General features: G+C 41.1%; 18 protein-coding genes. 10 read left to right on the plus strand and 8 right to left on the minus strand.

Features of this window, described 5'->3' with window-relative positions; genetic code table 11:
- The first annotated feature begins 3 nt into the window (after positions 1-3).
- From floA to rpiA, 3 genes are all read left to right on the plus strand, one after another.
- Positions 4-996, plus strand: a complete 993-nt coding sequence (gene floA, locus CI960_RS17020) for a flotillin-like protein FloA (RefSeq protein ID WP_005854361.1) — start codon at positions 4-6, stop codon at positions 994-996.
- An 88-nt stretch (positions 997-1,084) separates the two neighbouring features.
- Positions 1,085-1,954 carry a nucleoside phosphorylase gene (locus tag CI960_RS17025; protein WP_005854360.1) on the plus strand — a complete coding sequence of 290 codons (870 nt, stop codon included), beginning with the start codon at positions 1,085-1,087 and terminating at the stop codon, positions 1,952-1,954.
- 13 nt (positions 1,955-1,967) lie between these two features.
- Positions 1,968-2,672: a ribose 5-phosphate isomerase A gene (rpiA, locus tag CI960_RS17030; protein ID WP_005854359.1), complete on the plus strand. Its 705-nt coding sequence runs from the start codon at positions 1,968-1,970 to the stop codon at positions 2,670-2,672.
- Here the strand turns inward: rpiA and CI960_RS17035 are convergent.
- Together CI960_RS17035 and CI960_RS17040 are read right to left on the minus strand one after the other, a co-directional pair.
- On the minus strand, positions 2,662-3,408 hold the full coding sequence (locus tag CI960_RS17035; protein ID WP_005854358.1) for a nitroreductase family protein: 747 nt from the start codon (positions 3,406-3,408) through the stop codon (positions 2,662-2,664). The genes rpiA and CI960_RS17035 overlap by 11 nt on opposite strands.
- Before the next feature lie 21 nt (positions 3,409-3,429).
- The gene (locus CI960_RS17040) at positions 3,430-4,614 is read right to left on the minus strand and encodes an AAA family ATPase (RefSeq protein WP_005854357.1); all 1,185 of its coding nucleotides are present in this window, start codon (positions 4,612-4,614) and stop codon (positions 3,430-3,432) included.
- A 77-nt stretch (positions 4,615-4,691) separates the two neighbouring features.
- Between CI960_RS17040 and CI960_RS17045 the strand changes: the two genes are divergently transcribed.
- The 7 genes from CI960_RS17045 (at position 4,692) to CI960_RS17075 (ending at position 12,133) form a co-directional block, all read left to right on the plus strand.
- Positions 4,692-5,810: a DUF362 domain-containing protein gene (locus CI960_RS17045; RefSeq protein WP_094582512.1), complete on the plus strand. Its 1,119-nt coding sequence runs from the start codon at positions 4,692-4,694 to the stop codon at positions 5,808-5,810.
- An 8-nt stretch (positions 5,811-5,818) separates the two neighbouring features.
- Positions 5,819-7,204, plus strand: a complete 1,386-nt coding sequence (gene mnmE / locus CI960_RS17050; protein ID WP_005854355.1) for a tRNA uridine-5-carboxymethylaminomethyl(34) synthesis GTPase MnmE — start codon at positions 5,819-5,821, stop codon at positions 7,202-7,204.
- 272 nt (positions 7,205-7,476) lie between these two features.
- The gene (locus CI960_RS17055; protein WP_005854354.1) at positions 7,477-8,355 is read left to right on the plus strand and encodes a helix-turn-helix domain-containing protein; all 879 of its coding nucleotides are present in this window, start codon (positions 7,477-7,479) and stop codon (positions 8,353-8,355) included.
- A gap of 115 nt (positions 8,356-8,470) precedes the next feature.
- Entirely contained in the window at positions 8,471-9,583 is a 1,113-nt protein-coding gene (locus tag CI960_RS17060; protein WP_005854353.1) for a site-specific integrase, read from the plus strand.
- Between the two features lie 174 nt (positions 9,584-9,757).
- Positions 9,758-10,579: a hypothetical protein gene (locus tag CI960_RS17065; protein ID WP_005854352.1), complete on the plus strand. Its 822-nt coding sequence runs from the start codon at positions 9,758-9,760 to the stop codon at positions 10,577-10,579.
- Between the two features lie 100 nt (positions 10,580-10,679).
- Positions 10,680-11,057 carry a helix-turn-helix domain-containing protein gene (locus tag CI960_RS17070; RefSeq protein ID WP_005854351.1) on the plus strand — a complete coding sequence of 126 codons (378 nt, stop codon included), beginning with the start codon at positions 10,680-10,682 and terminating at the stop codon, positions 11,055-11,057.
- A gap of 2 nt (positions 11,058-11,059) precedes the next feature.
- Positions 11,060-12,133, plus strand: a complete 1,074-nt coding sequence (locus CI960_RS17075; protein WP_005854350.1) for an AAA family ATPase — start codon at positions 11,060-11,062, stop codon at positions 12,131-12,133.
- A gap of 581 nt (positions 12,134-12,714) precedes the next feature.
- Here CI960_RS17075 and CI960_RS17080 read toward each other — a convergent pair.
- The 6 genes from CI960_RS17080 to CI960_RS17105 all read right to left on the minus strand — a co-directional run bounded on the left by CI960_RS17080 (position 12,715) and on the right by CI960_RS17105 (position 22,732).
- Positions 12,715-12,948: a hypothetical protein gene (locus CI960_RS17080; RefSeq protein WP_036628616.1), complete on the minus strand. Its 234-nt coding sequence runs from the start codon at positions 12,946-12,948 to the stop codon at positions 12,715-12,717.
- 696 nt (positions 12,949-13,644) lie between these two features.
- Positions 13,645-15,318, minus strand: coding sequence for a hypothetical protein (locus CI960_RS17085; protein WP_005854348.1), 1,674 nt, complete (start codon positions 15,316-15,318; stop codon positions 13,645-13,647).
- The gene (locus CI960_RS17090) at positions 15,296-16,984 is read right to left on the minus strand and encodes a hypothetical protein (protein WP_005854347.1); all 1,689 of its coding nucleotides are present in this window, start codon (positions 16,982-16,984) and stop codon (positions 15,296-15,298) included. Before CI960_RS17090 ends, CI960_RS17085 begins: the two co-directional genes overlap by 23 nt.
- A gap of 144 nt (positions 16,985-17,128) precedes the next feature.
- On the minus strand, positions 17,129-18,151 hold the full coding sequence (locus tag CI960_RS17095) for a virulence RhuM family protein (RefSeq protein ID WP_005854346.1): 1,023 nt from the start codon (positions 18,149-18,151) through the stop codon (positions 17,129-17,131).
- A 7-nt stretch (positions 18,152-18,158) separates the two neighbouring features.
- On the minus strand, positions 18,159-19,406 hold the full coding sequence (locus CI960_RS17100; protein WP_005854345.1) for an AbiH family protein: 1,248 nt from the start codon (positions 19,404-19,406) through the stop codon (positions 18,159-18,161).
- 83 nt (positions 19,407-19,489) lie between these two features.
- Positions 19,490-22,732, minus strand: coding sequence for a type I restriction endonuclease subunit R (locus CI960_RS17105; protein WP_005854344.1), 3,243 nt, complete (start codon positions 22,730-22,732; stop codon positions 19,490-19,492).
- Positions 22,733-22,734 lie beyond the last annotated feature (2 nt).

Raw genomic sequence — 22,734 nt, forward strand, 5'->3', positions numbered from 1 at the left:
TATATGGAAATAACCTTTTTGCCACTTATCCTATTGGGGGCCGCAGTACTTCTGCTGGCAATCTTTTTCTATTATGTGCCGTTCCTGTTATGGATCTCGGCCAAAGTATCGGGAGTCAATATCTCCTTGATCCAGTTATTCTTGATGCGTATCCGAAAGGTTCCTCCCTACATCATCACTCGTGCGATGATCGAAGCGCATAAGGCAGGAATAAAGACGCTTACACGCGACGAGCTGGAAGCGCACTATTTAGCGGGTGGACATGTCGAGAAAGTAGTGCATGCGCTGGTTTCCGCGTCAAAAGCGAATATCGACCTTCCTTTCCAGATGGCTACCGCTATCGACTTGGCCGGACGTGACGTATTCGAGGCTGTACAAATGTCGGTAAATCCGAAAGTGATCGATACCCCTCCGGTAACAGCGGTTGCGAAAGACGGAATCCAGTTAATCGCCAAGGCACGTGTCACCGTTCGTGCGAATATCAAGCAATTAGTGGGTGGTGCAGGAGAAGAGACGATCTTAGCCCGTGTAGGTGAAGGTATCGTATCTTCCATTGGTTCATCCGAAAGCCATAAGACTGTATTGGAAAATCCGGATTCCATCTCGAAATTAGTGCTTCGCAAAGGGCTTGACGCCGGAACAGCTTTCGAAATCCTTTCCATCGATATCGCCGATATCGATATAGGTAAGAACATCGGCGCTTTCTTGCAAATGGACCAAGCTCAAGCGGATAAGAATATCGCTCAGGCGAAAGCCGAGGAACGTCGTGCGATGGCTGTCGCCCTCGAGCAAGAGATGAAGGCGAAAGCTCAAGAAGCCCGTGCCAAGGTGATCGAGGCAGAAGCGGAAGTTCCCAAGGCAATGGCAGACGCTTTCCGCACAGGAAACCTAGGCGTAATGGACTATTACAAGATGAAGAACATCGAGGCGGACACTTCTATGCGTGAAGCGATAGCTAAACCGACCGGTACTCCATCAAAACCATTAAAGGACTAAAATAGTTATATACATGGAACTATCTCCAAGGGCAGGGTCGCACCTTGCCCTTTTATGATTAAAAGTAAACTTAATTAGCTGATCGAATATGAGAACAATCCCCGCTTCAGAATTAGCGATCCATTCAGATGGTAGTGTTTTCCACCTGCATTTAAAACCAGAACAACTCGCGGATCGTGTGGTACTTGTTGGCGATCCCGCACGGGTTACAACCGTCGCTTCCTATTTTGATTCTCAGGAATGTGAGGTTTCCAGCCGGGAGTTTCATACTATCACGGGCCAATACAAGGGAAAACGTATCACGGTTGTATCCCATGGCATCGGTACAGATAATATCGATATCGTATTAAATGAGCTGGACGCTCTCGCTAATATTGACTTCTCAACCCGTACGATCAAGCCGGAATTCAAGCAACTTTCCCTAGTCCGTATCGGGACTTCCGGAGGGTTACAGCCATTTGTCCCGATTGGGACTTATGTAGCTGCGGAGAAATCGATCGGATTCGATGGAGTCATTTATTTCTACGCAAATAGTAATTCCGTTCGTGACGCAGACTTGGAATCTGAATTAATAAAACAGCTTGATTGGCGGCTTAGCGGCATATGGCCTTATGTCGTATCGGCAGATCCATCGTTGATCGAGCAAATCACCCGTAATGATATTATCCGGGGAACGACTATCGCGGCCAATGGCTTCTATGGGCCGCAAGGACGTGAGCTCCGATTGCCCTTGACCGATCCGGAATTGAACCGGAAAATAGAGGCTTTCGATTACAACGGGCGAAAGATTACGAACTTCGAGATGGAGAGCTCCTCTTTAGCTGGTCTGGCCGCTCTCATGGGACACCGGGCAATGACCGTATGCTGTATTATCGCCGGACGTGTGGATAATCATATGAATACGGATTATAAAGGTTCTTTGGAAAAACTGATTGAAACTGTATTAGACCGTATATAATAATATCAAGACCATGAAGTGGGATCATTCATTAATCGATACGTTGGAATGGGGAAATCAGATCTCCCATAAGGAAGATAAAATAAAGATAGCGGATCTTATCGCATCTAAAGTCGAAAACGGACAAGTCATAGGCGTTGGCTCCGGTTCGACCTCCTATCTAGCGTTGACTCGCATAGCGGAACGTATCCGAACGGAACGTCTTTCCATTTTGGCGATCCCCACTTCTTTAGAAATCCGGATGACTTGCGCCCAGCTAGGCATTCCGGTTACCAGCCTGTTTTCCCACAAGCCGGACTGGACCTTCGATGGGGCTGATGAAGTAGATTCCCATTTTAACTTGATCAAAGGGCGTGGAGGCGCCATGTTCAAGGAAAAACTATTGATCAGTTCCAGTCCGCAGACCTATATACTCGTCGATCCTTCCAAGAAAGTGGAGAGGTTGGGAGCTAAATTCCCGATCCCAGTAGAGATTTTTCCGGAAGCCCTCACCCATGTAGAAGACAGGCTCCATCGCTTGAACCCCCGTGAGATAAAACTTCGTATGGGACAAGGTAAGGATGGACCGATCATTACCGAGAATGGCAATATGATCCTTGACGTATGGATGGACTATATCCCTGAAAATACAGAATCCACCCTCAAGTCGATTACAGGCGTACTCGAGAGTGGACTCTTTATGAACTATAAGGTAGAAGTATTAGGGCTTACTTCATGAATCCTTGTTGTTTCAATACCTTCAAGAGCACCTCGGAGAAATGTTCACTATTTTTCTTCGTATAGCGTACGTCCGTAAAGACCTGCGCCAGTGTTTCCTTATTATTCTCCCTTACAAACTGCTTATTCACCTCTAATGCCTCTTTCTCACTATACAAGGCATCGATGGAAGCCGGAGTAAAGTCCGTATAAGTCTCGTTTTGTACCACAGCCGCCAATGGTAAACGTTCTACTTGAGCGGGTATAGGCTCTGCCGGATAACCCACCGTAACCGTAACGATCGGGACAACCAGACGGGGAAGAGAAAGCGCCTCAATGATCTGGTCCGCATTATAAGCCGTCGTACCCAGATAGCAAATGCCTAAGCCTTTTTCCTCAGCGGCATTACAGAAACTCTGGGCGAACAACATCGCATCTATCGTCGAAGCGATAAACGTTTGTAAATTATCGAATCCGGCCTCCGCTTTCCTGCACTCCGCCCATTTCACGAAACGGTTCGCATCCGCACAAAAAGTAAGTACCACCGGGGCTCCCGTAATCATTGGTTGGTTAAAATGAGCCGGAGCCAGTTTCTCCTTGTTCGCAGGGTCGCGGGTAACCACGACACTATACAATTGCATATTTCCTGTATTCGAGGCACGAGTAGCCACTTCCAATAATTCATTCAGCAAAGACTCCGGGATATCCTGATCCGTATATTTACGGATACTTCTTCTATTCTTCATGCATTCTAACATAGCAATCCTATTTTTAAATTCTCAATAACTAAATCCTAATATCCATGCCGGCATACGGTTAAACACGCTTTTCGGTAACCCGTAGATAGCCGCATAAGCGTCGGGTACGAAGCGGAGACGATCATATCCCCTTAAGGGATCACCTACGGCGAAGATATATTTACCGCCAATCAAGAAATCTCCGTTCTCCATGAATTCCACGTTCGCCACGGAACGCATCTGGCTTAAGAAATAGGTTTCACACATCAATTGCCGATTCTCCTTATCTCCGAAAAAAGAGATCAGCAAGTTGGTATCCCCCATAAAGACTTTCTGCTTGGCCGGAGTGGTTCCCAGTTGGTCTGCCGAGTAATAAATAAGCCTCACATCATGAAAGAAACGCAACAGGCTATCGCTTTGCTGACGAAGCATATTTGTCTTACGGGTTACATCAATCGATTTCGGACGTAAAGGAGCCGACTCAGCCACCATCATAAAATATTTTTGAGCTCGTTCCAGATTACTCATCGAAATAGAAACCACCGAAGGCAAATCCCGGCAAATCTCTTTTCTCACTAATTCTTGCAGACGGAAATAATACATATCCGGGTCTTGCCAATAAAAAGGATAACATCCATGTTCCAGATAGTTCCGGTAAATCGGCACAATATTCATCTCCGCATTGATCTCCTTCACCAAATCATGATGGTTCGCTAAGATATCCTCCAACGGAATGGGATCTTTATCCAGAATGCTTTCGTAAGAAAGGAATTCACGGAACGACATCGGATGCATGGTATAAAAAGCAGCCTCATGCCTTAACCCGTTCCGCACCTCTGTCTGCGAGTACAAAGAAGTGGTAGCGAAAACAATCTTTAAGGCGGGGTTGGCATCCAATAAAGTTGAGACCTCTTCCATCCAGCCCGAATAGAAATGGATCTCATCCAAAAACAAATAATGCCCCCCGGCTTGCAGGAACTCCTTAACCGCATCGGTCAATGAATGTGTCTCAAACCAGAAATCATCCAGATTCACATACAGGGCTTCCCGTGAATCTTCAAATTTCAACTTAATATGCTGTAACAACAAGGTAGTCTTACCAACCCCTCGAGAGCCGAAGATGCCGATTAACCGATCCTCCCACTCTATCCGTGCATGCAAATAACGCAGGAATGTACAATTTATTCCTTTCAACAATAGCTGATGATTCCGCTGAAGCAAGTCCATATACAAATCTGTTTTACGCGAATATAAAAAATGTTCCGTGTTTTTCGTACCTTTGTCAACACTAAACCAATAAAAAGATGAATACATCCAAAGTCTACTTTACTAATTTACGCACGACCCCCAGCAGCAACCTGCTGGATAAGATGGAACGTCTGGTAAAACGTGCCGGTATCGCCAATATCGACTTCAAAAATCAATTTGTAGCCATTAAGATCCACTTTGGCGAACCGGGGAATTTGGCATACATTCGTCCTAATTACGCCGCTCGCTTGGTAAGCCTGTTACGTGAATTAGGCGCGAAACCGTTCCTTACCGATTGTAACACCTTATACTCGGGCCGTCGCTCCAACGCTGTCGATCATCTTCAAAGCGCCATGGAAAATGGGTTCAATCCCATGTCCGCCGGTTGCAACGTTATCATCGCCGATGGCGTGAAAGGTACGGACTACCGGGAAATCGAGATCGACGGGCAATATTGCAAGGCCCCGAAAATAGGTGCCGCTATCGCCGATGCCGATATCATCATTTCCATGAACCATTTCAAAGGTCACGAGCAAGCCGGTTTCGGCGGTGCGCTGAAAAACCTCGGGATGGGATGCGCCAGCGTAGGCGGTAAACTGGAATTACATTGTGCCTCACAGCCTCGTATCGATACGGAGGCTTGTAAAGGCTGTAACATCTGTGTAAAGCACTGTGCTCACGATGCCATCCATTTGAATAACAACCGAAAGGCCGAAATTGATTACGAGCGTTGTGTAGGTTGCGGGCAATGTGTGGCTCTTTGCCAATACGACGGTGCCGTAATGGGCGAAGGTGATACTTCCGAGCGATTGAATTACAAGATCGACGAGTACACCAAAGCCGTATTATCAGACAAGCCCCATTTCCATGTTAGTTTTATCATGAACGTATCTCCGGAGTGCGATTGCTGGAATCATAACGATGCCGCCATCATCCCTGATTTGGGGATCGCCGCGTCTTTCGATCCGGTGGCCTTGGATAAGGCTTGCGCCGATATGGTTATCAACGCTCCTATCATCGGAGGTAATAAATTAGCCGAGGCTCATCCTCACGAACACCTTGAGGGAGAGGATAAATTCCATTTGATTCATCCGGATACGAACTGGCAAGCCGGCCTACATTATGCGGAAGAAATCGGACTGGGTTCTCAAGCGTATGAATTAATAACGGTTTAATAGACGGAATGAGTACAATTTGCGCTATATCTACAGCTCCGGGAGTAGGAGGAATCGCAGTGATTCGTGTCTCCGGACCGGATACTTTCAAGATTTGTGATCGGATATTCCGGCCGAAGAAGGCAGGTAAAAGTTTATCTACCCAAAAGGCTTATACCTTAACGTATGGTTCCATCGTCGGTAACAATGACGAAACCATAGATGAGGTGATCGCCGCTGTTTTCTGTGCCCCCCATTCTTTCACGGGGGAAGATACGGTGGAAATCACCTGCCACGGCTCGACGTATATCCAACAACAAATCCTGCAATCCCTTATCTCCAGCGGATGCCGTATAGCGCAACCGGGTGAATATACGCAACGTGCTTTCATGAATGGCAAGATGGACCTTAGCCAAGCGGAGGCCGTTGCGGATTTAATCGCCTCCACTTCGGCCGGCCAACATCGTTTGGCTCTAAGCCAGATGCGAGGTGGTTTCAGTAGGGAACTCGCCGAACTTCGGAACCAGCTGCTCCATTTCACCTCTCTCATGGAATTGGAACTGGATTTCAGTGACCATGAGGAATTGGAGTTCGCTGATCGTAGCGAGCTTCGCACGCTTGCGGATCATATCGAACAGGTCATCTCCAAACTCGCCCAATCTTTCAGCGTAGGTAACGCGATCAAAAACGGTATTCCCGTCGCCATCATCGGTGAGACGAACGCCGGCAAATCTACTTTACTAAACGCCTTGTTGAACGAGGATAAAGCGATCGTCAGCGACATCCACGGAACGACCCGTGACGTTATCGAGGATACGATCAATATCAACGGCCAGCTCTTCCGTTTCATCGACACCGCCGGTATCCGTGAAACAAGCGATACGATCGAAGCTCTCGGTATTGAACGTAGTTTCAAGGCTCTAGACCAAGCGCAAATCGTCATCCTCATGTACGACTTAACCCGTGACCTCAAAGATTTCGAGGCTTTCTATCAAGAAATAGCTCCGAGATTAACGAATAAGTCTGTTATCTTAGCGATGAACAAATGCGATGTATTACCCGCATCCTCTCTCCCAACCTTCTCTTTCCCCACCGAAGGCTGGCATCAAATCGCTATTTCCGCCAAAGGCAAGCTGCATATCGCAGAGCTACAACAACTCCTCACGGAAGTCTCTTCCATCCCCACCCTCCACCAAAGCGACATCATCGTAACGAATGCCCGCCACTTCGAGGCACTTACGCATGCGCTGGAAGCTATACATAGGGTACAAGAAGGTTTGAACTCCAGCCTTTCCGGGGATTTCATCTCGCAAGATTTACGGGAGTGTATATTCCATTTATCGGATATCGTAGGAGAGGTTACGACGGATCAGGTGTTGGGGAATATATTTCAGCATTTTTGCATCGGAAAGTGATTGCGCATAACTGACTGCAACGAATTAGAACCAACTATAACGAAGCCACTGTAAATCAGTGGCTTTTTTATTTGTCCAAAATCCGGCTGATTGCAGTCGGAGGCGGTTGTCCACCCTATTTTTCTACCGTATTTCTACCACGAAACAAATCGAGGTTTGACTCCGATGTCACACTGAGGTAGTCAACAACATGTGTTGACAATGGTTTACATAAGTAGACAAAAAGCGAAATTAAAACTATATGGTTTCACTAAAAATATGGAGAAAACAACATGGAAGTAAAAAGAATTTGTAAATGGTGTGGTAAGCCATTCATTGCGAAGAAAACTACCACCAATTATTGTAGTCACCAATGTGCCAGTCAAGGCTACAAACACCGTATGAGAGAACGAAGACTCGAACTTCGTGAGTTACAGGATTTGATAGAAGTCAAAAGTAAACTTGACCATCAAGACTACTTTACTTTTGCACAAGCCGCACAGTTGATGGGCGTTTCTCGTCAATACATTTACAAGCTTGTCAAAGAGGATAAGTTGAGAGCTTCAAGAATCAGTGCAAGGATGTCAATCATTCGCAGAGCCGATATTGAACTGATGCTCAAAACACGCCCCTATGAACGAAGAAGAGTAAAAGATGATCTTGATATAACTGAGTACTACACTGCCGAGCAAATTTCCGAAAAGTACAAAGTATCGCAAAAATGGATTTGGGCATATACAAGAGAGAACAATATCCCCAAAATCCGTATCCGCCAGTTCAACTATTACAGCAAAAAGCACATTGATGCTGCTTTTGCCAAATACAAGACAGATAATGATCTGACTGAATGGTACACTCCCGAAGAGATAGAACAAAAGTATGGGATGAGTCGGGTTGCCATCCGCTCCCATGTCTATCGCAACAACATCCCGTCTAAGAAAGAACACGGTCAGATATTCTACTCGAAGCTACATTTTGACCTATCCAAGCAGACTGCCGAAGATAATGCTTCGGAATACTATACCGTGCAAGAAGCCATGAAGAGATACAATCTCACACGGGATTCTGTCTATGGCATTCTGCAGTTCCACGAAATCAAACGTGAGAAGAAAGGGCGTTTCGTCAGGTTCCTGAAAGTGGAATTTGATCATGTAATGGGCGTCAGAAAATAAGCCTAAGTCTGAATTTAGGCAGACCAGAAAATGATTCTAAAAATGAGCATTGTCTGCGTCAAGTCATTACGGACATTTGCAGCAAATCAAGTATAAACTAATAATAATTGTAACCATGTTAGAATGTAAAACAGTAACATTGAGAACACGTCCTTTGAAAAACGGGATGCTTTCTTACTATCTGGATTATTATCCAGGCTATCGTGACCAGGAAACAATGAAGACCATCCGCCACGAAGGATTGAACATTTATATTTATGCCAATCCCAAGAATGAGCGTGAACGTAACTTCAATGCCACTATGTCGGAAAAGGCAGAAGCCATCCGATGCAGACGCTTTGAATCTATCGTAAATGACAGGTATGATTTCTTTGACAGGCACAAACTCAAAGCGGATTTTCTGGAATACTACCGCAGGCAACTTCGTAAGCATGACCAAAAGTGGGAATTTGTATACCACCATTTCTACAACTTCGTTCATGGCAAATGTACTTTTGAAGAAATTGATATTGACCTTTGTAATAAGTTTCGTGAGTATCTGCTAAATGCCAAGCAACTCAGGCGTGACGGTCACATTTCAAAGAACTCTGCTTCCGGCTATTGGTCAACATTCAGGGGACTTTTGAAAATCCTTTATCGCAATCGGCTAATCAAAACCAATATCAATGACTTTTTGGATAAAATCGAAACAGAAGATACTCCAAAAGATTATCTAAGTGTGGAAGAATTATACAAATTGGCAGAAACACCTTGCAAAAAGCCAATTCTGAAAACAGCGGCATTGTTCTCATGTCTGACCAGTCTTAGAATCAGCGACATACTATCGTTGCAATGGCATGAAATCATTGACTTTGCAGCTGGAGGAAAATGTGTCCATACAATTACCCAAAAGACCAAAACAGAGGACATCATTCCAATCAGTGACGAAGCCCTGCAATTAATCGGCTATTCTCCGGAAAAAACCGGATTAGTATTTAAAGGATTGAAACGAAGTTGGACACAGCAACCCATGAAAGAGTGGATTCGCGAAGCCGGTATTACCAAGAATATCACTTTCCACTCCTACCGAAGAACATACGCAACACTTCAAGGAGCAGCCGGCACAGACATACGTACCATTCAAAGTAACATGGCACATAAAAGTATTACCACGACACAACGGTACATGAAAGTTGTGGACAGCAACAAGCGTGAAGCCAGCAACAGAATCTCTTTAATCCGCAAGTAAGAATTAAAGTCCAAATAATCCCGTCTTTATCGCTCAGAGTATGATATTTTGCATCAAATCATATTCTGAGCATATTTTTTCTTAAATTCTAAACGATTATCCATCGCAAACTGCAACTATTTGGAAATCTGCATATACATTTGTCTTATTGTAAAACTCAAATAGTATCAGTTTATGACGAATAGTATTAAAATCTCTCCTCAAAGAACCAGTTTCATACTTTCAGCAAGTGTCATTCTTTACTGGGCAACAGACTCCTATTTATATCTCAATTGCCATATCAACCTGATGGAATATTCCACTCCAGTTATTCTATATATTACGGCAATGATACTCGCCTGTGGAGTACTTAAGCATTTCTTCTTCCGATTCATTACAAAGAATGAATTGAGTTTGTCTTTTGGCAAGCAAGTAAAACCTCTTCCTGTTGAACTAACTGAACAAATTAAGGAGATTGAACCAGAGTGTCCAAACGCCAAGGACATAAATCCGGTAAATTTAGTTGCAGAAAGTGTTGTAAAACAAGATTATATGGATAATTATGAAGTACGTGTGGCTGAGATTGAACGTAAAAAAGCCGAAAGGCAGGCAGACATTAAGCGTGTCATTCATGAATATACCACATTTGTAATGACTGAATTTCTCTCAAAAGAAAATCTTGAAATTCTGCATGAAAATATAGAGTATTTCGCGCACGGACGACCTGATTTATATAAGCCAATCCGTTCAGTATTGGATAATCTACTCCGTTCTATCGACCTGATGCATTTCGTGTGGAATATCGGAGAGAGATTGAGTATTTCTCTTATAGACAGAGCTACATTCATACATACTATATTTCCACATGAACTAAAAGATGCTTCGATTAAATATCTGTCTAAAAATCTCCGGACATGCGGAGTTTGCAAAATAGCACTTGATATTCCTAAAACCGGAGATTATCACTTCAAATGTATGAAGAACGACTCTGAATCGGACTTAGATTCAACCAATTAGGGTTATTCAACGCAGACCGAAATATTATTGCTTTCTGAGGTTTGTCAGCGTTACATCATTGTGTTGGTTTGCAGCATGTTAAACAAAACAATGTTATATCATGCAAAGGAATAAACTAACATTCAATGACCTACCGGAAGTGGTAGGCGAACTCTGCGAGAGAATCTCAAGTATGGAAAATCTGCTGACAGAAAAACTTCATCAGCAGCATAACGAGGTAAAAAAGGATACCCATGTTCCAATGACCGTTGATGAAGTCTGCGAGTATCTGGGTATCTCAAAATCATCCTTTTATTACAAAGCCAAACATGGAGGTATTCCAATCATTAAACAAGGCAAGCACCTGTTTGTCTATCGTGATGAATTGGACAAATGGTTAGAAAGCGGAAGAAAAGGAGACACACCTATAAGCATAGAGGAAGAACACGCCCGAATGCTTGCAACTACACGTCGCAAAGCCAATCCTAAAAACTGGTGAGTATGGAAACGATAGCACCCAATCAAGATCTTACTCAGGTCGCCACAAAATGGCAAGATACCATGCTCAGTTTGGAAAAGGTGTACGAACAAGAGCCGGAAGTTCTGAAAATAGGCGGAGTGGCTATCGGAACATTGGGAAATTTCAGTGCATCCATTGGCAAGGCAAAAAGTAAAAAGACTTTTAATGTGTCGGCAATGGTGGCAGCTGCTTTGTCCGGAAAGGAAGTTCTTAACTACACAACAGATTTTCCCGATAGAAAGAACCGCATCCTTTATATTGACACCGAACAGAGTCAAAACCACTGCATGATTGTAATGCATCGTATCATGAAACTGGCGGAGTTGCCGACCAATGAGGATTGCGACCGTTTCTATTTTCTCTCTCTACGCAAGTTCAACCCCAAGGAGCGTTTGGCTATCATAGATGATGCAATCAGTCAGATTGAGGGTCTCGGTTTCGTGGTGATTGACGGAATCCGTGACTTGGTTTATGACATTAATTCTCCGAGCGAAGCCACGTGCGTAATATCAAAACTTATGCAATGGACTGACGAATACCAGATTCATCTTCACACCATTCTTCATCAGAACAAAAGTGATGAAAATGCACGAGGGCACATTGGCACGGAAATCAACAACAAAGCGGAAACGATCATTCAAATCGATAAAGACAAAGACGACAGCAACATCAGCAAAGTGGAAAGTGTGCATACCCGTTCAAAGGACTTCCTGCCATTCGCCTTCTGCATCAATGCCCAATCACTTCCCGAACTTCTGTCAGACTATGTGCCGACAAAGAAGAGCGCAGGTCGTCCCAAGCAGGAATCGTTCTCCCCTTATAGGGATATCCACGAAGCCATCCATCGCAAGGCTCTCGAATTGGCTTTTGACGGAAAAGAGACGATTTCGGGATATAAGGCTTTGGAAGAAGAACTGACCACTGCCTACGAACTGGCAGGAACGAAATTTAATCACAACAAGATTGTGGAGATAATTAAGTTTCTCACGAACAAACGGATGGTGGTTCAGGAAAGCCGTGGCATTTATCGGTTCATGCCGGATTACCACTATTGACTCTCCACTTGACTTTATTCTAAAAGCGTGTATTGTGATGTATGTTAAAGTTTAAGCGCAACGACTGGTTTCATGATAATTCTCGAAACTGGTCGTTGCCATTTTATTTACCAACGTCCTTGTGGATAATTCCTTTGGAATAGGTTATGGCAATCAGTATGGAAAGAGTGTTCCTCTTCTGCCATTTATAGATTTTGCCGCCTGTACAATTAAGGTTATGACAAAACAGCAATCTTTGTATTGGTATATAAAATGACACTTTACTTTGTCAATAATTTCTGTTTTCGCTGTTTTTCAATATGAGCTTCTGTTATATTTCGGCAAACCTGCTGGAACAATTCATATTCGAGTACCGGCAAAACGATATGCCAAATGCCAAACTAATTTCAGCCTTTTGCTCACTTTCTCTGTTGGCTAAATGTTCTGATACAATTTAGAAGTTCTGAATTGGCACTACTGTAACACCAAATGTGACATTAATGCCATTTAAGTTGCCATATAAATACACATTTATACGAAAATTGTTCTCTCTAAATCGTCTTTGACAGTCAATCAAAGCCATAAATATCAAACATTTTACTTCAAAGCACATCTTTTTTAAGCCACGGGCTTGCCCGTTGTACAGACATTATCTTGTATGGGGAGCCTAATACCCCAAGCGACCAATCGGCCGTTTGAGAATGCCAATTTTCCAGCAAGCTGATTGGATGAAAAATAGCGTTATTTAAGCACTTTTTCTTTTCGCCAGCCTCTTCCTCGTCTTTCTCGACAAAAAGCGAAATTTGTACACTTAATTGCGCCCTGGGCTTGCCCATTATACGACCTCTATTGAGTTAGGGTAACTCAATACCCCAAGCGATAAATCGCTCGTGAAAAGTTGCCAATCCCAGGCAAGCAGGATATGGCTTTATTGCGATTATAGAATACCTTAACTCTCCACGCAATCATGTTTTGGATGGGCTTGTAATACCTTTGTAGCCTCTGTTTGACAATTACCATAGGCAAGCGTATTTCAGTAGTACTTTTACGAACACTTTCATGAACCCTACTGGTTCTTTTATGAACTCTTATGTGAACTCTTTTCTTGCTTTTAAGTGGTATCCTGGAGTAACGTCGGCCACCATAAATGCAGATACTAGATGATGAACACAGAACTATTGTCTGAACGCTTGCCAATTTAACGACATGAATCTGCCATATCCCAAAGGCGATTTTGCCAACTTCCGAATGGCATCCTAAAATAGGAAATAGCCTATCCTCTTTGTAGTGCGTAAAAATACGCAGTCCACTGCGTAAAATGTAAGACTGGACAGTACTCCAATGAGTTTAAACAAATTGCCCATTGTTTGTTTGCGTGTTTGGGAATTCAGTTTATAAATTTATTGACTCGCTTTCACGAACTCTTTTAGGAATCGTTTTCCATAATTCAAGTCCAACGAATCATATGAGATTCTGAAGTATCTGAACTAAATTCAACAAGACATTTCACCAAAGGTGTTAACTATTAATACTTATTCCGTACAATACGCTCTTCCTAGAAAATCAGGAAATAAATCCGTTTCATAGTACTTGTGAGCCAACACACGCAAAAACCAATATCCAACCTTATCTGTTCTATATGCAATAGATTTGTATTTCTTTTCAAAACGGCTCTGAAAATCTTTCAATGTTTCAGGTAACTTTATACCAGTCTGTACGGCCAATTCATTATTTAATCTTTTTTCAAAGAGTAACTGTTCTATATCAAATTCATCGGTGATTGGAAATGCAATTTGTAAGTTCACCTCAGACTCATCTACTTTCTGCTTAAGAGCTGAGTAAAACTCAGGCATATTCAAGTATGCCAACAATTCAAATGCCACTATTAAGAGCAAAGAGGAATCACAGTGATAGTCTTCATCTTTCTTGTAGATACTCTTTGCTAATGCTATTCTATTTCCGTGCATTTCCGGCCACATCTTTTGTTTGTCATACCGTTTCATCAGATTGATAACTGTACAAAGCAGATACTTACCTAAACTATTTATGTCATCCTGATTCTCAGCATGCATATACATATATTTGAATACCATCTGAATGACAATAGAATTAGTATCAAGCAAAGGCATTGTACATGCATTATTGTTTTCGATGACATTTTTTAAGATATTCAACCTATTACGAAGTTCATCTTCAGAAATCTCTGCATAAGATTTTGTTAAAAAATAGAAATATACTAAATCACCAAGAAAATCATAGCATCTTAGCGGATAGAACATATACTCGGTATCTGAGGATTCAAAACTATATAGTCCTTTTGGAAATAAGACTACTTGCAATATTTTATTGATATATTCTTCGTATATCTGAATTTGCAACAATACAAGGCTATTAAAGTGTTTGATTATTGAGCTTTTATTCTCTTTTTTTGATTTAAGAATCCATGCCCAAGTTTTTAGAACTATAGTGTCAATACAATACTTGGCCGGTAGTAAATTCTGACATTCAACAGAGTAATAATGAACCATATGGGCAATTAGGCGCAATGAGGCGAACGTATTAAGGATTAATCTCCTGTTCTCTTTCTTTGCCGATGTAATTTTCTTTAATTGAAGTTGAACAAGTGTTGATATGTCTTCATAATTATTACCTTCTCCATCTAATAGGACAAGTATTTTCTTAAATAAACGATAACTCTCGTCATCAGTTAATAATGTTTCATCAAACAAAAAATCTGAGAAATAAGTAGTCAATAACTCAATGTCCCACTCTTCAAAGTTTCCGTCAGGAAATTCTTTCTTAATGAAGCCAGAATATGTAGGTTTTGCATTTGCGTCAATCAAGCCATTGTGAACAAAAACATAATACCTTGGAAATCCTGATAGGCCTGGAATAGAAGGGTCTTCATACTCCGTGTATTTAGAAGCCCTTAAAGATTCTATTAATCCATCCGGTTCATTAAGAGTTCTGTCTGTTATATCTTTTGCACCGAACCCCTTGAGTTCAAATAAGAAAAGTGTTTTTTGCCCATTTTGTCCTTTGATAGCTACTACATCACGTCCATATTGTGACTGCCCTTTTGATTGACACGGTGTAGAAAGGACTCTGTATCCCATTCTTTCCAGAAGTATAGGAAAGATATAGTCTAATTCTTGATCCTCTTTCAAAGACTCAATATATTGTTTAATTATTTCCCGTCTTTTCATTCCAATCAACTAATAAATCATTAATCCACTTATCTTGTTCCATTGGCGTCATAGACTGAGCCAATTGCCTTGATGGCATTGAAAATTGTATGCATCCCAAGTGTTGTACTTTTCCATTTTCGTCTCTCCAACCTCCTCCTCTTGCTAAAGTAACGTGCTTCATCATACTACTTAAAAGACTCTTATGATTTTCATCAGCTTTCTTCATCTGTTGTTGCCAATGTTGTTTTTGAGTTTTCAAAGCTTCTTGATACTCTATCATATAACCGTATTTGGGTGACATTTCTTTAAGAGATCTTCTTTTATCTATTGCATCAGACCTTTTCTCAAAATACCAATGGATTTTCGTAACAGACTCATTATCAATATTTAATTTCTCAAAAGCTTTGATTACATGACCCATATATTCATCCAAATATGGAACTAACTGACTCATCAAAACATTACGTACGCTCGGTAATTCACTTTCAATCAGAGGCAATAACTTTGGAAGTCTAGTCTCAGGATTGCCATAATCCTGAAGCAATTCTATAATCAATAAACATTGCAATTTCTCATCCAAGTCTTTTTGAGGGTCAAAATTTGAAGATTCCAAATGATAATCATCCCACAATCTTCGCCCGACAACACGATACAATCCATTGGGATGAAAAATAAACGATAATACAAAGTTTATGAAGTTATCCTCATTCTCATGTAAAGACCTTAGACTTCCTTCCATCTTTAGGATATCCATTGGGGTCAAAGAATTTGCGATTGCTACGAAAATATTTGTCAAAAACACTGCATCTTTAAAATGAAAATGTATTGAGTCATCAATACTTTTGAGCGCAGTCTCTTTATTCTCACTTTTTAACCCTTTGACCAACAATATGATACTCTGTTCTATAAATGGACTAACTCCTTGTTGCACAAACAACCAGTTACATAGAGGATTTATGTACGGTGACGGATCTCCTTGCAACATTTCCAGAATCTTTTGTTCACATATTTCTTTTCTTTGGCCAACCAAACGTCCTATCGTAAAAAGGGAAAAAGCCATTGCTGCACTTGATTTAAAGCAAGTGTTAGATACAACTATATCAAAAGCTTTATTAACATACTCCTCTGCAATTTGATTTGTTTTTACAAATGCAGTTGCAAACTCCTTCATATTATCTTCAGGAGGATATTCTGCGTAATACCTATCAAAATCATTTTCCATCAGACCAGCAAGGCAGCTCGTTTTGTACTGAGGCAATATTGAGATTAATACAATGGCATTGTCATAATAAGCACTAGCGTATTTTTGAACAGCCCAAAGAATTAGATTTTCAGTATTATCATGTTTACTCTCAAATGACAGAATAACGTTTTTCATAAATTCTGGACTCCAACTTGAGACTCCGGAAACAAGATGAAATGCCCACGCCCATCTCCCAATATTATTAGTTTCCTCGAAAATAATATTACCACTTTTTAGATGTGCTATATATGCGAGAGCGACAGCAAAATAACACCCACTCATACTATAGTCCGATGGATTGATAATATGTTCATTGTTTTCCCAATAGGATACGGAATCACTGAATTCAAATTCACCTGCTGACGCTTTCTCATTTAAAAAGTCTACAACTTTAACAAGTTCATCAGGCAATCCTGAAGTTATATTTCGTCCATCAAACATAATAATCTATTTAATATTCACGTTTCATAACTTTTCACCACTCTTCCTTCTCTCATATTTAGAAGATTCATCGTATTGGTAAGGTATTTGACATTTTATGCATCTGAGTTGAGAGCTAAACAGGAATTATAGATGGCATCATAATCATTCCATATCCAATGGAGGAAAACTATCATCTTCAAATCTATCAAAGTCAGATTGGAAAAGACGGTCTTGAATGATCCTGTACTTTTCAAACTCTGATTCAGCAAACTCTTTGGCATATTCGGCAGAAACCTGTCCGTTATCTTGTAATATCGGGCTCTCAAATAAATTAATGAATTTATCTATTCGCTTTGCCCAATCTTCCATTGTCATAGGTATATGACGCATAGCCATGCTTTCTGCCATATCAAGGGATGCATTGACTATCCTGCCCATTTCTTCTAATTCTTTTTCTCGCAAATAGTTCTTTGCTACAGACACATCGGTTTTGACAATTTTTCCATTCGGAGCATTTTCCCAAGTGGTCAATCCCATGTGCTCCCTATTTGCATCGGCTCGTTCAACTATCAATTCCGCAGCTGTATGCCCATGCACAGCATAGTGCATTTTGTTCTGTACCTTCTTGAAGAAAAGACGGGTTGTCGGAGCATCCTTGTTATAGTCTATTGCCGTAACATAAATATCGGTCAGTTTCTGATAAAAACGACGCTCACTCAGCCTTATCTCCCTTATTTCGGCCAACAAATGCTCAAAGTAATCCACACCTAAGAAAGCCCCGTTCTCCATTCGCTTATGATCAAGCACATATCCACGAATGGCAAACTGCCGGAGTACAAACGTACACCACTGCCGGAATTGAGTGGCACGAACAGAATTGACTCTATACCCGACACTGATAATGGCATCGAGATTATAGAATGTCGTATCGTAATTCTTGCCATCCGAAGCTGTTGTTTCCATTTTGGAAATAACTGAATGTTCGTCCAACTCACCACTCTCAAAAATATTTTTAAGATGCTTGCTGATTGCAGGTACTCCTACATCAAAAAGCTGTGCCATCGCCTTTTGGGTTGCCCAAATGGTTTCGTTCTTATATATCACTTGAATCCCATCATCCTTGCCTTCAAGCATGAAGATGAGAAACTCTGCTGTACTATTTCGTATTTCTATATTTTTTACCATAACAAAATCATTTAATATATTGTGGTAATGGTTCACAAAACATTTTATTTACGACTCTATCACGCATTAGCTTCATGTCCGTAAAATTACGACATATATTTTGTGCTATTTCCAGATAGTTATCTGAACCATCATCTTTTTGATAATAATATGGCTTTATTGAAACACAGTTTTTATGCTCAAACAAGGTGTTTAGCAACGTTCGGTCTGAGTTGCCACAAGAATGCCCCATGATATAAACTTGATATGGAGCAGATTCAATGAACTGAAGTAAATTACGATATTTTCCCGACTCTAAATACTTTATAGATTTGATGTTTCTTAAACACTCATTATCTGATTGTTTAAGGAAATCTTTATAATCCTCATCAAGCTCATCACCATAGCCAAATATTATGCTATCGGGATTATTCAAGTCTCCATGAATATGATTTGTAGAAGCAACTTTCAAACACCCATATTTGTCTGCTACTTCAGTATAATTAAAATTAAGTAGCATAATATTCTCAGGAATTATTAAGTTCTTTAGGTAGATTTCTTCTATCTTTGACGATTCTGAAAATTGCTTTCTGAGCTGTTTAATATCCTCTGCTATAAAGTACCTATCGCTACCTTCAAAACCATATCTACAAAGTAACTGTTGGTACACATTGTCTTGTTGGATTAGATAATCTACGTAATCATAGTAAACCTGTAATTGCGAAATACTAATATCATCTTTACGAATATTTCCATAAATTTGACGTTGTATCTCTGTATTGCACTTTATATTATTAGTTGTGATAGAAGAAAGATATTGAGCTAAAAGCTCTTGAATACAATGTAGTTGTTTGTTGATTTCTGAAATTGTATAACCACAGTTATCTGGATTCACAATCAAATTTCGCAATAAATCATAATATTCCTTTTCTATGTCAACCCACCCTTTAGTTTCAATACAAATACATATATTCTTAAAAAACGGAGACAACGAAAACTCAAAAGATTCAGAATCATTGGCAATACTATCAATAATCTCTTTACCGGACGGTTTGTTAAAAAACTTAGGAAGACAAAATGCAAAGACATTCCAACAGCGATTGTAATTGTCTGAAGTAATTTTGATAGAACAAAGGTAATCCTCTGATATAGACGTAAGATTTCCTGTAAAAGAATCAACTCGTTTCTCCCAATACCAGTTTATGAAATCTTCATATCTAGTAGGAAGCCCATGTGCCAAGTCAAAGCCGTTTCCAATAAGTACTATTCTATTCATCACTGTTACTTCTTTTATTGAGGATTTTTATATGCCTAAAATAAAAATCCTAGTTAATCGTTCTGTATTTATTGAGGTTCATACTACGGTTCTGCTACCATTGATGAATAAGAATCATTGTCAATAGCATAAGGGCGAGGCCGGCTGTGCCGTTTGAAACTTTCAGCCTGTTCCAAAATCTCCTTGAATACCTCATCACGAATTTTAGGTGGATATCCTGCACGAGCCAACAGGACAATTACATTCATCTTCAATGTCGCCCGAAGGTCAGGACGGTTTAACCAATCTGACACATCCGACTGTTCCTCTACCATCGTTTTAATTTGCTTAGCCAACTCTGTCAATGTCTCATCTGGAAAGTTTTCAATGAACTCATATTTTGTCGCCACTGATTTCAGAATATCAAAGAAAGCCTTTTCTTCAAATGACAATCCTATAGAATTGCCGGCAGTGCGTTCGCTTGCTACATCCTCCATAAGCCTTACCATCTCGCCAACGACATCATCAATCACATCGTTGGCAAGTGCTGCATCGTCTGAACGGTCATTGTATTTTTTGACAATATCCTCCAAGCGTTTCGTGAAGTCTATGCCTTTTTGCCTGTTGATTTTCCGTAACGATTCTATAACCTGTTTCAAAAGTTGCTCCATCAACTTGACTTTGGTGTTCTTGTAGGGAATTTGGTCAAGACGTTGCATGTATTCCGATGAAAGAAGGTCTATTTCTTCATCGGCAGCAACACCGATTTTAGTCACCTCTTCCACTGCTTCAGACATCAAGGCATCTTTCAGCATTTCGCTCACACGCTTATTCATCTTTACAGCATCCGGCGCATTCCCTCTCGTCAGTTTAGAGATTATGGAACGGATGGCCAACATAAAATGAATATCGTTGTCTTCCGCCTCTGTCAGATGTTCTGAGTTGCAGCATATATCATACGCACCTTTCATCTTTTTACAGTGTCGCATAAAACGAGTTTCAAGTTTTTTGGTATGTTGAATGTATTCTGCTCCCGTTTGAAGAATGCCTAACTGTTCAAGAGGCGTTCCAATGAAATAGCCAGACCAGTCAAAAGCATGAAACATCCGCTTAATCACATCCAATTCGTCCTTAACCACTTTTACCGCTTCTTCAACAGTTTCGAGGTCCGGACCATCGACTTCTCCATTTCCGCCATATTGATGAAGCGCCTCATTCATCTGCCGCTTTATGCCGAGATAATCAACCACAAGCCCTTTCTCTTTTCCGGGATAAACACGATTAACACGAGATATGGTCTGAATCAACGTGTGCATTTGTAAAGGTTTGAAGCAGTACATCGTATCAAGGCTCGGTACGTCAAAGCCAGTTATCCACATATCCACAACAATCGCAATCTTAAAATTGCTTTTCTCTTCTTTGAACTGTTTGTCCAACGTTTTCCGGTATTCATCATTGCCGAGCAGATTATAAAGTTCGTCAGAATCATTATCCTTGTCGCGAGTGATGACCATAGCAATACGCGGCATCGGCTTGATTTCTTTGCGTTCCTTCTCCGAAAGAGTTTCCCCTTCAATACATTCTTTGATTTCCGCCCATTCCGGTCGTAAATGGATAATCGCCTGATAGAGGTTCCAAGCAATGGAACGACTGCTACACACAATCATAGCTTTACCCAACACCGTTGAACCTTCCTCAATCCGTTTTTCGTAGTGTTCCACCATATCCCGGGCTATTTTGGCTAGTAAATCAGGGTCATTCAGGATAACATCAATTCGCGTCATCATTTTCTTGCTCTCCTCTATCTGATAGTCACTTGATCCTTCTTGCTTACATTGGTCATAGAAAAGCTCTATTTCCTTCACCTTAGCCGAGTCAATCATGATTTTAGCAGCACGACCTTCATAGACTATCTTACGAGTGATCTCATCTGCAACCGCTTCGGTCATGGTGTAACGGTCTACAATCGGGCCAAACACATCCAGCGTATTATCAAGCGGTGTTCCCGTAAATCCTACGTATGTAGCATTCGGAAGAGAATCGCGCAGATACTTGGCAAAACCATAATGATGCTTTACACCCTTTTCCGTGATAGTTGTTTTCTGCCCTAAACCGGCTTGTGAACGATGAGCCTCATCGGATATACAGATAATGTTTGCACGATTGCTCAATAAGCCTGTGCTTTCCTCGAATTTCTGAATCGTTGTCAGATAAACGCCTCCGGCAGTACGCTTTTCAAGGTGTTCTTTAAGTTTCTCCCGACTTTCTACTTGAACGATTGTCTTGTCTCCAATGAATTTGGTAGCATTTAAAAACGACTTAGACAACTGATCATCAAGGTCTGTACGGTCTGTTATCAGAACAATGGTAGGACTGCTCAATTTTTTGGAACGCATCAGTTGTCGGGCAAGAAATAACATGGTGTACGACTTACCGCACCCTGTAGCTCCGAAGTATGTGCCCCCTTTTCCATCACCATCAAGATTCAATCGTGAATGTTTCAGAATGTTATTGAACAGTTGAGTGGTAGCAAAATACTGCGGATAGCGGCACACGATTTTATCCTCGTCCTTGGGAGTATCTGGCAAATAGATAAAGTTATGCAATACATCAAGCAGGCGTTCCTTTCTGAACAATCCGCGCATCATCGTGAACATAGTATCAAAAGCACCATCAAGAATAGAATCCGTAGCTTCCACCTTATGCCATCCGTAAAAGAACTCATATGGTGCAAAAAGTGAACCGATTTTATTGTTCACGCCATCGCTGATTACTACAAACGCATTATAGCGGAACAATTTAGGTATGTCACGCCTATAACGCACCGTCAGTTGCTTGAAAGCGTTTTCTATTGTGGTATTTTGCTTGATGGCATTTTTAAATTCAAGTACCACCAAAGGCAGACCATTAACAAATACAATACCGTCAGGAATGCGATGGTGCTCACCGTCAATGACAAGCTGATTGACGAACTTAAATATATTATTCTTTCCCAACTCATTATTATCCACCTCTGTATAATCAATGGGATAGATATGAAGATTTGGTAACTTAGGATTGGTTCGTTTCAACGAAAAACCTTCTTGCAGAAGTCGCAACGCTTCTACATTCTCTGCATACACACTACCCCCATCTGAAGTTTCCAATCTGGCGATTGCCCGATTGATTTCATCCTCGGTGATATGGTCTACTTCATATTTTTTCCGCAGATAAAAGCGCAAATCATCGTAGAGAATAACATCTCGTGTATCACGACTGATATTCTCCCCATATATATAATCATATCCCTCTTTTTTAAAGAGTTCGACAAATGCCTGTTCTAATTGTGATTCGTTGAATGCTGGCATAA

This window comes from Parabacteroides sp. CT06, from assembly GCF_002257605.1.
GTDB lineage: Bacteria > Bacteroidota > Bacteroidia > Bacteroidales > Tannerellaceae > Parabacteroides > Parabacteroides distasonis.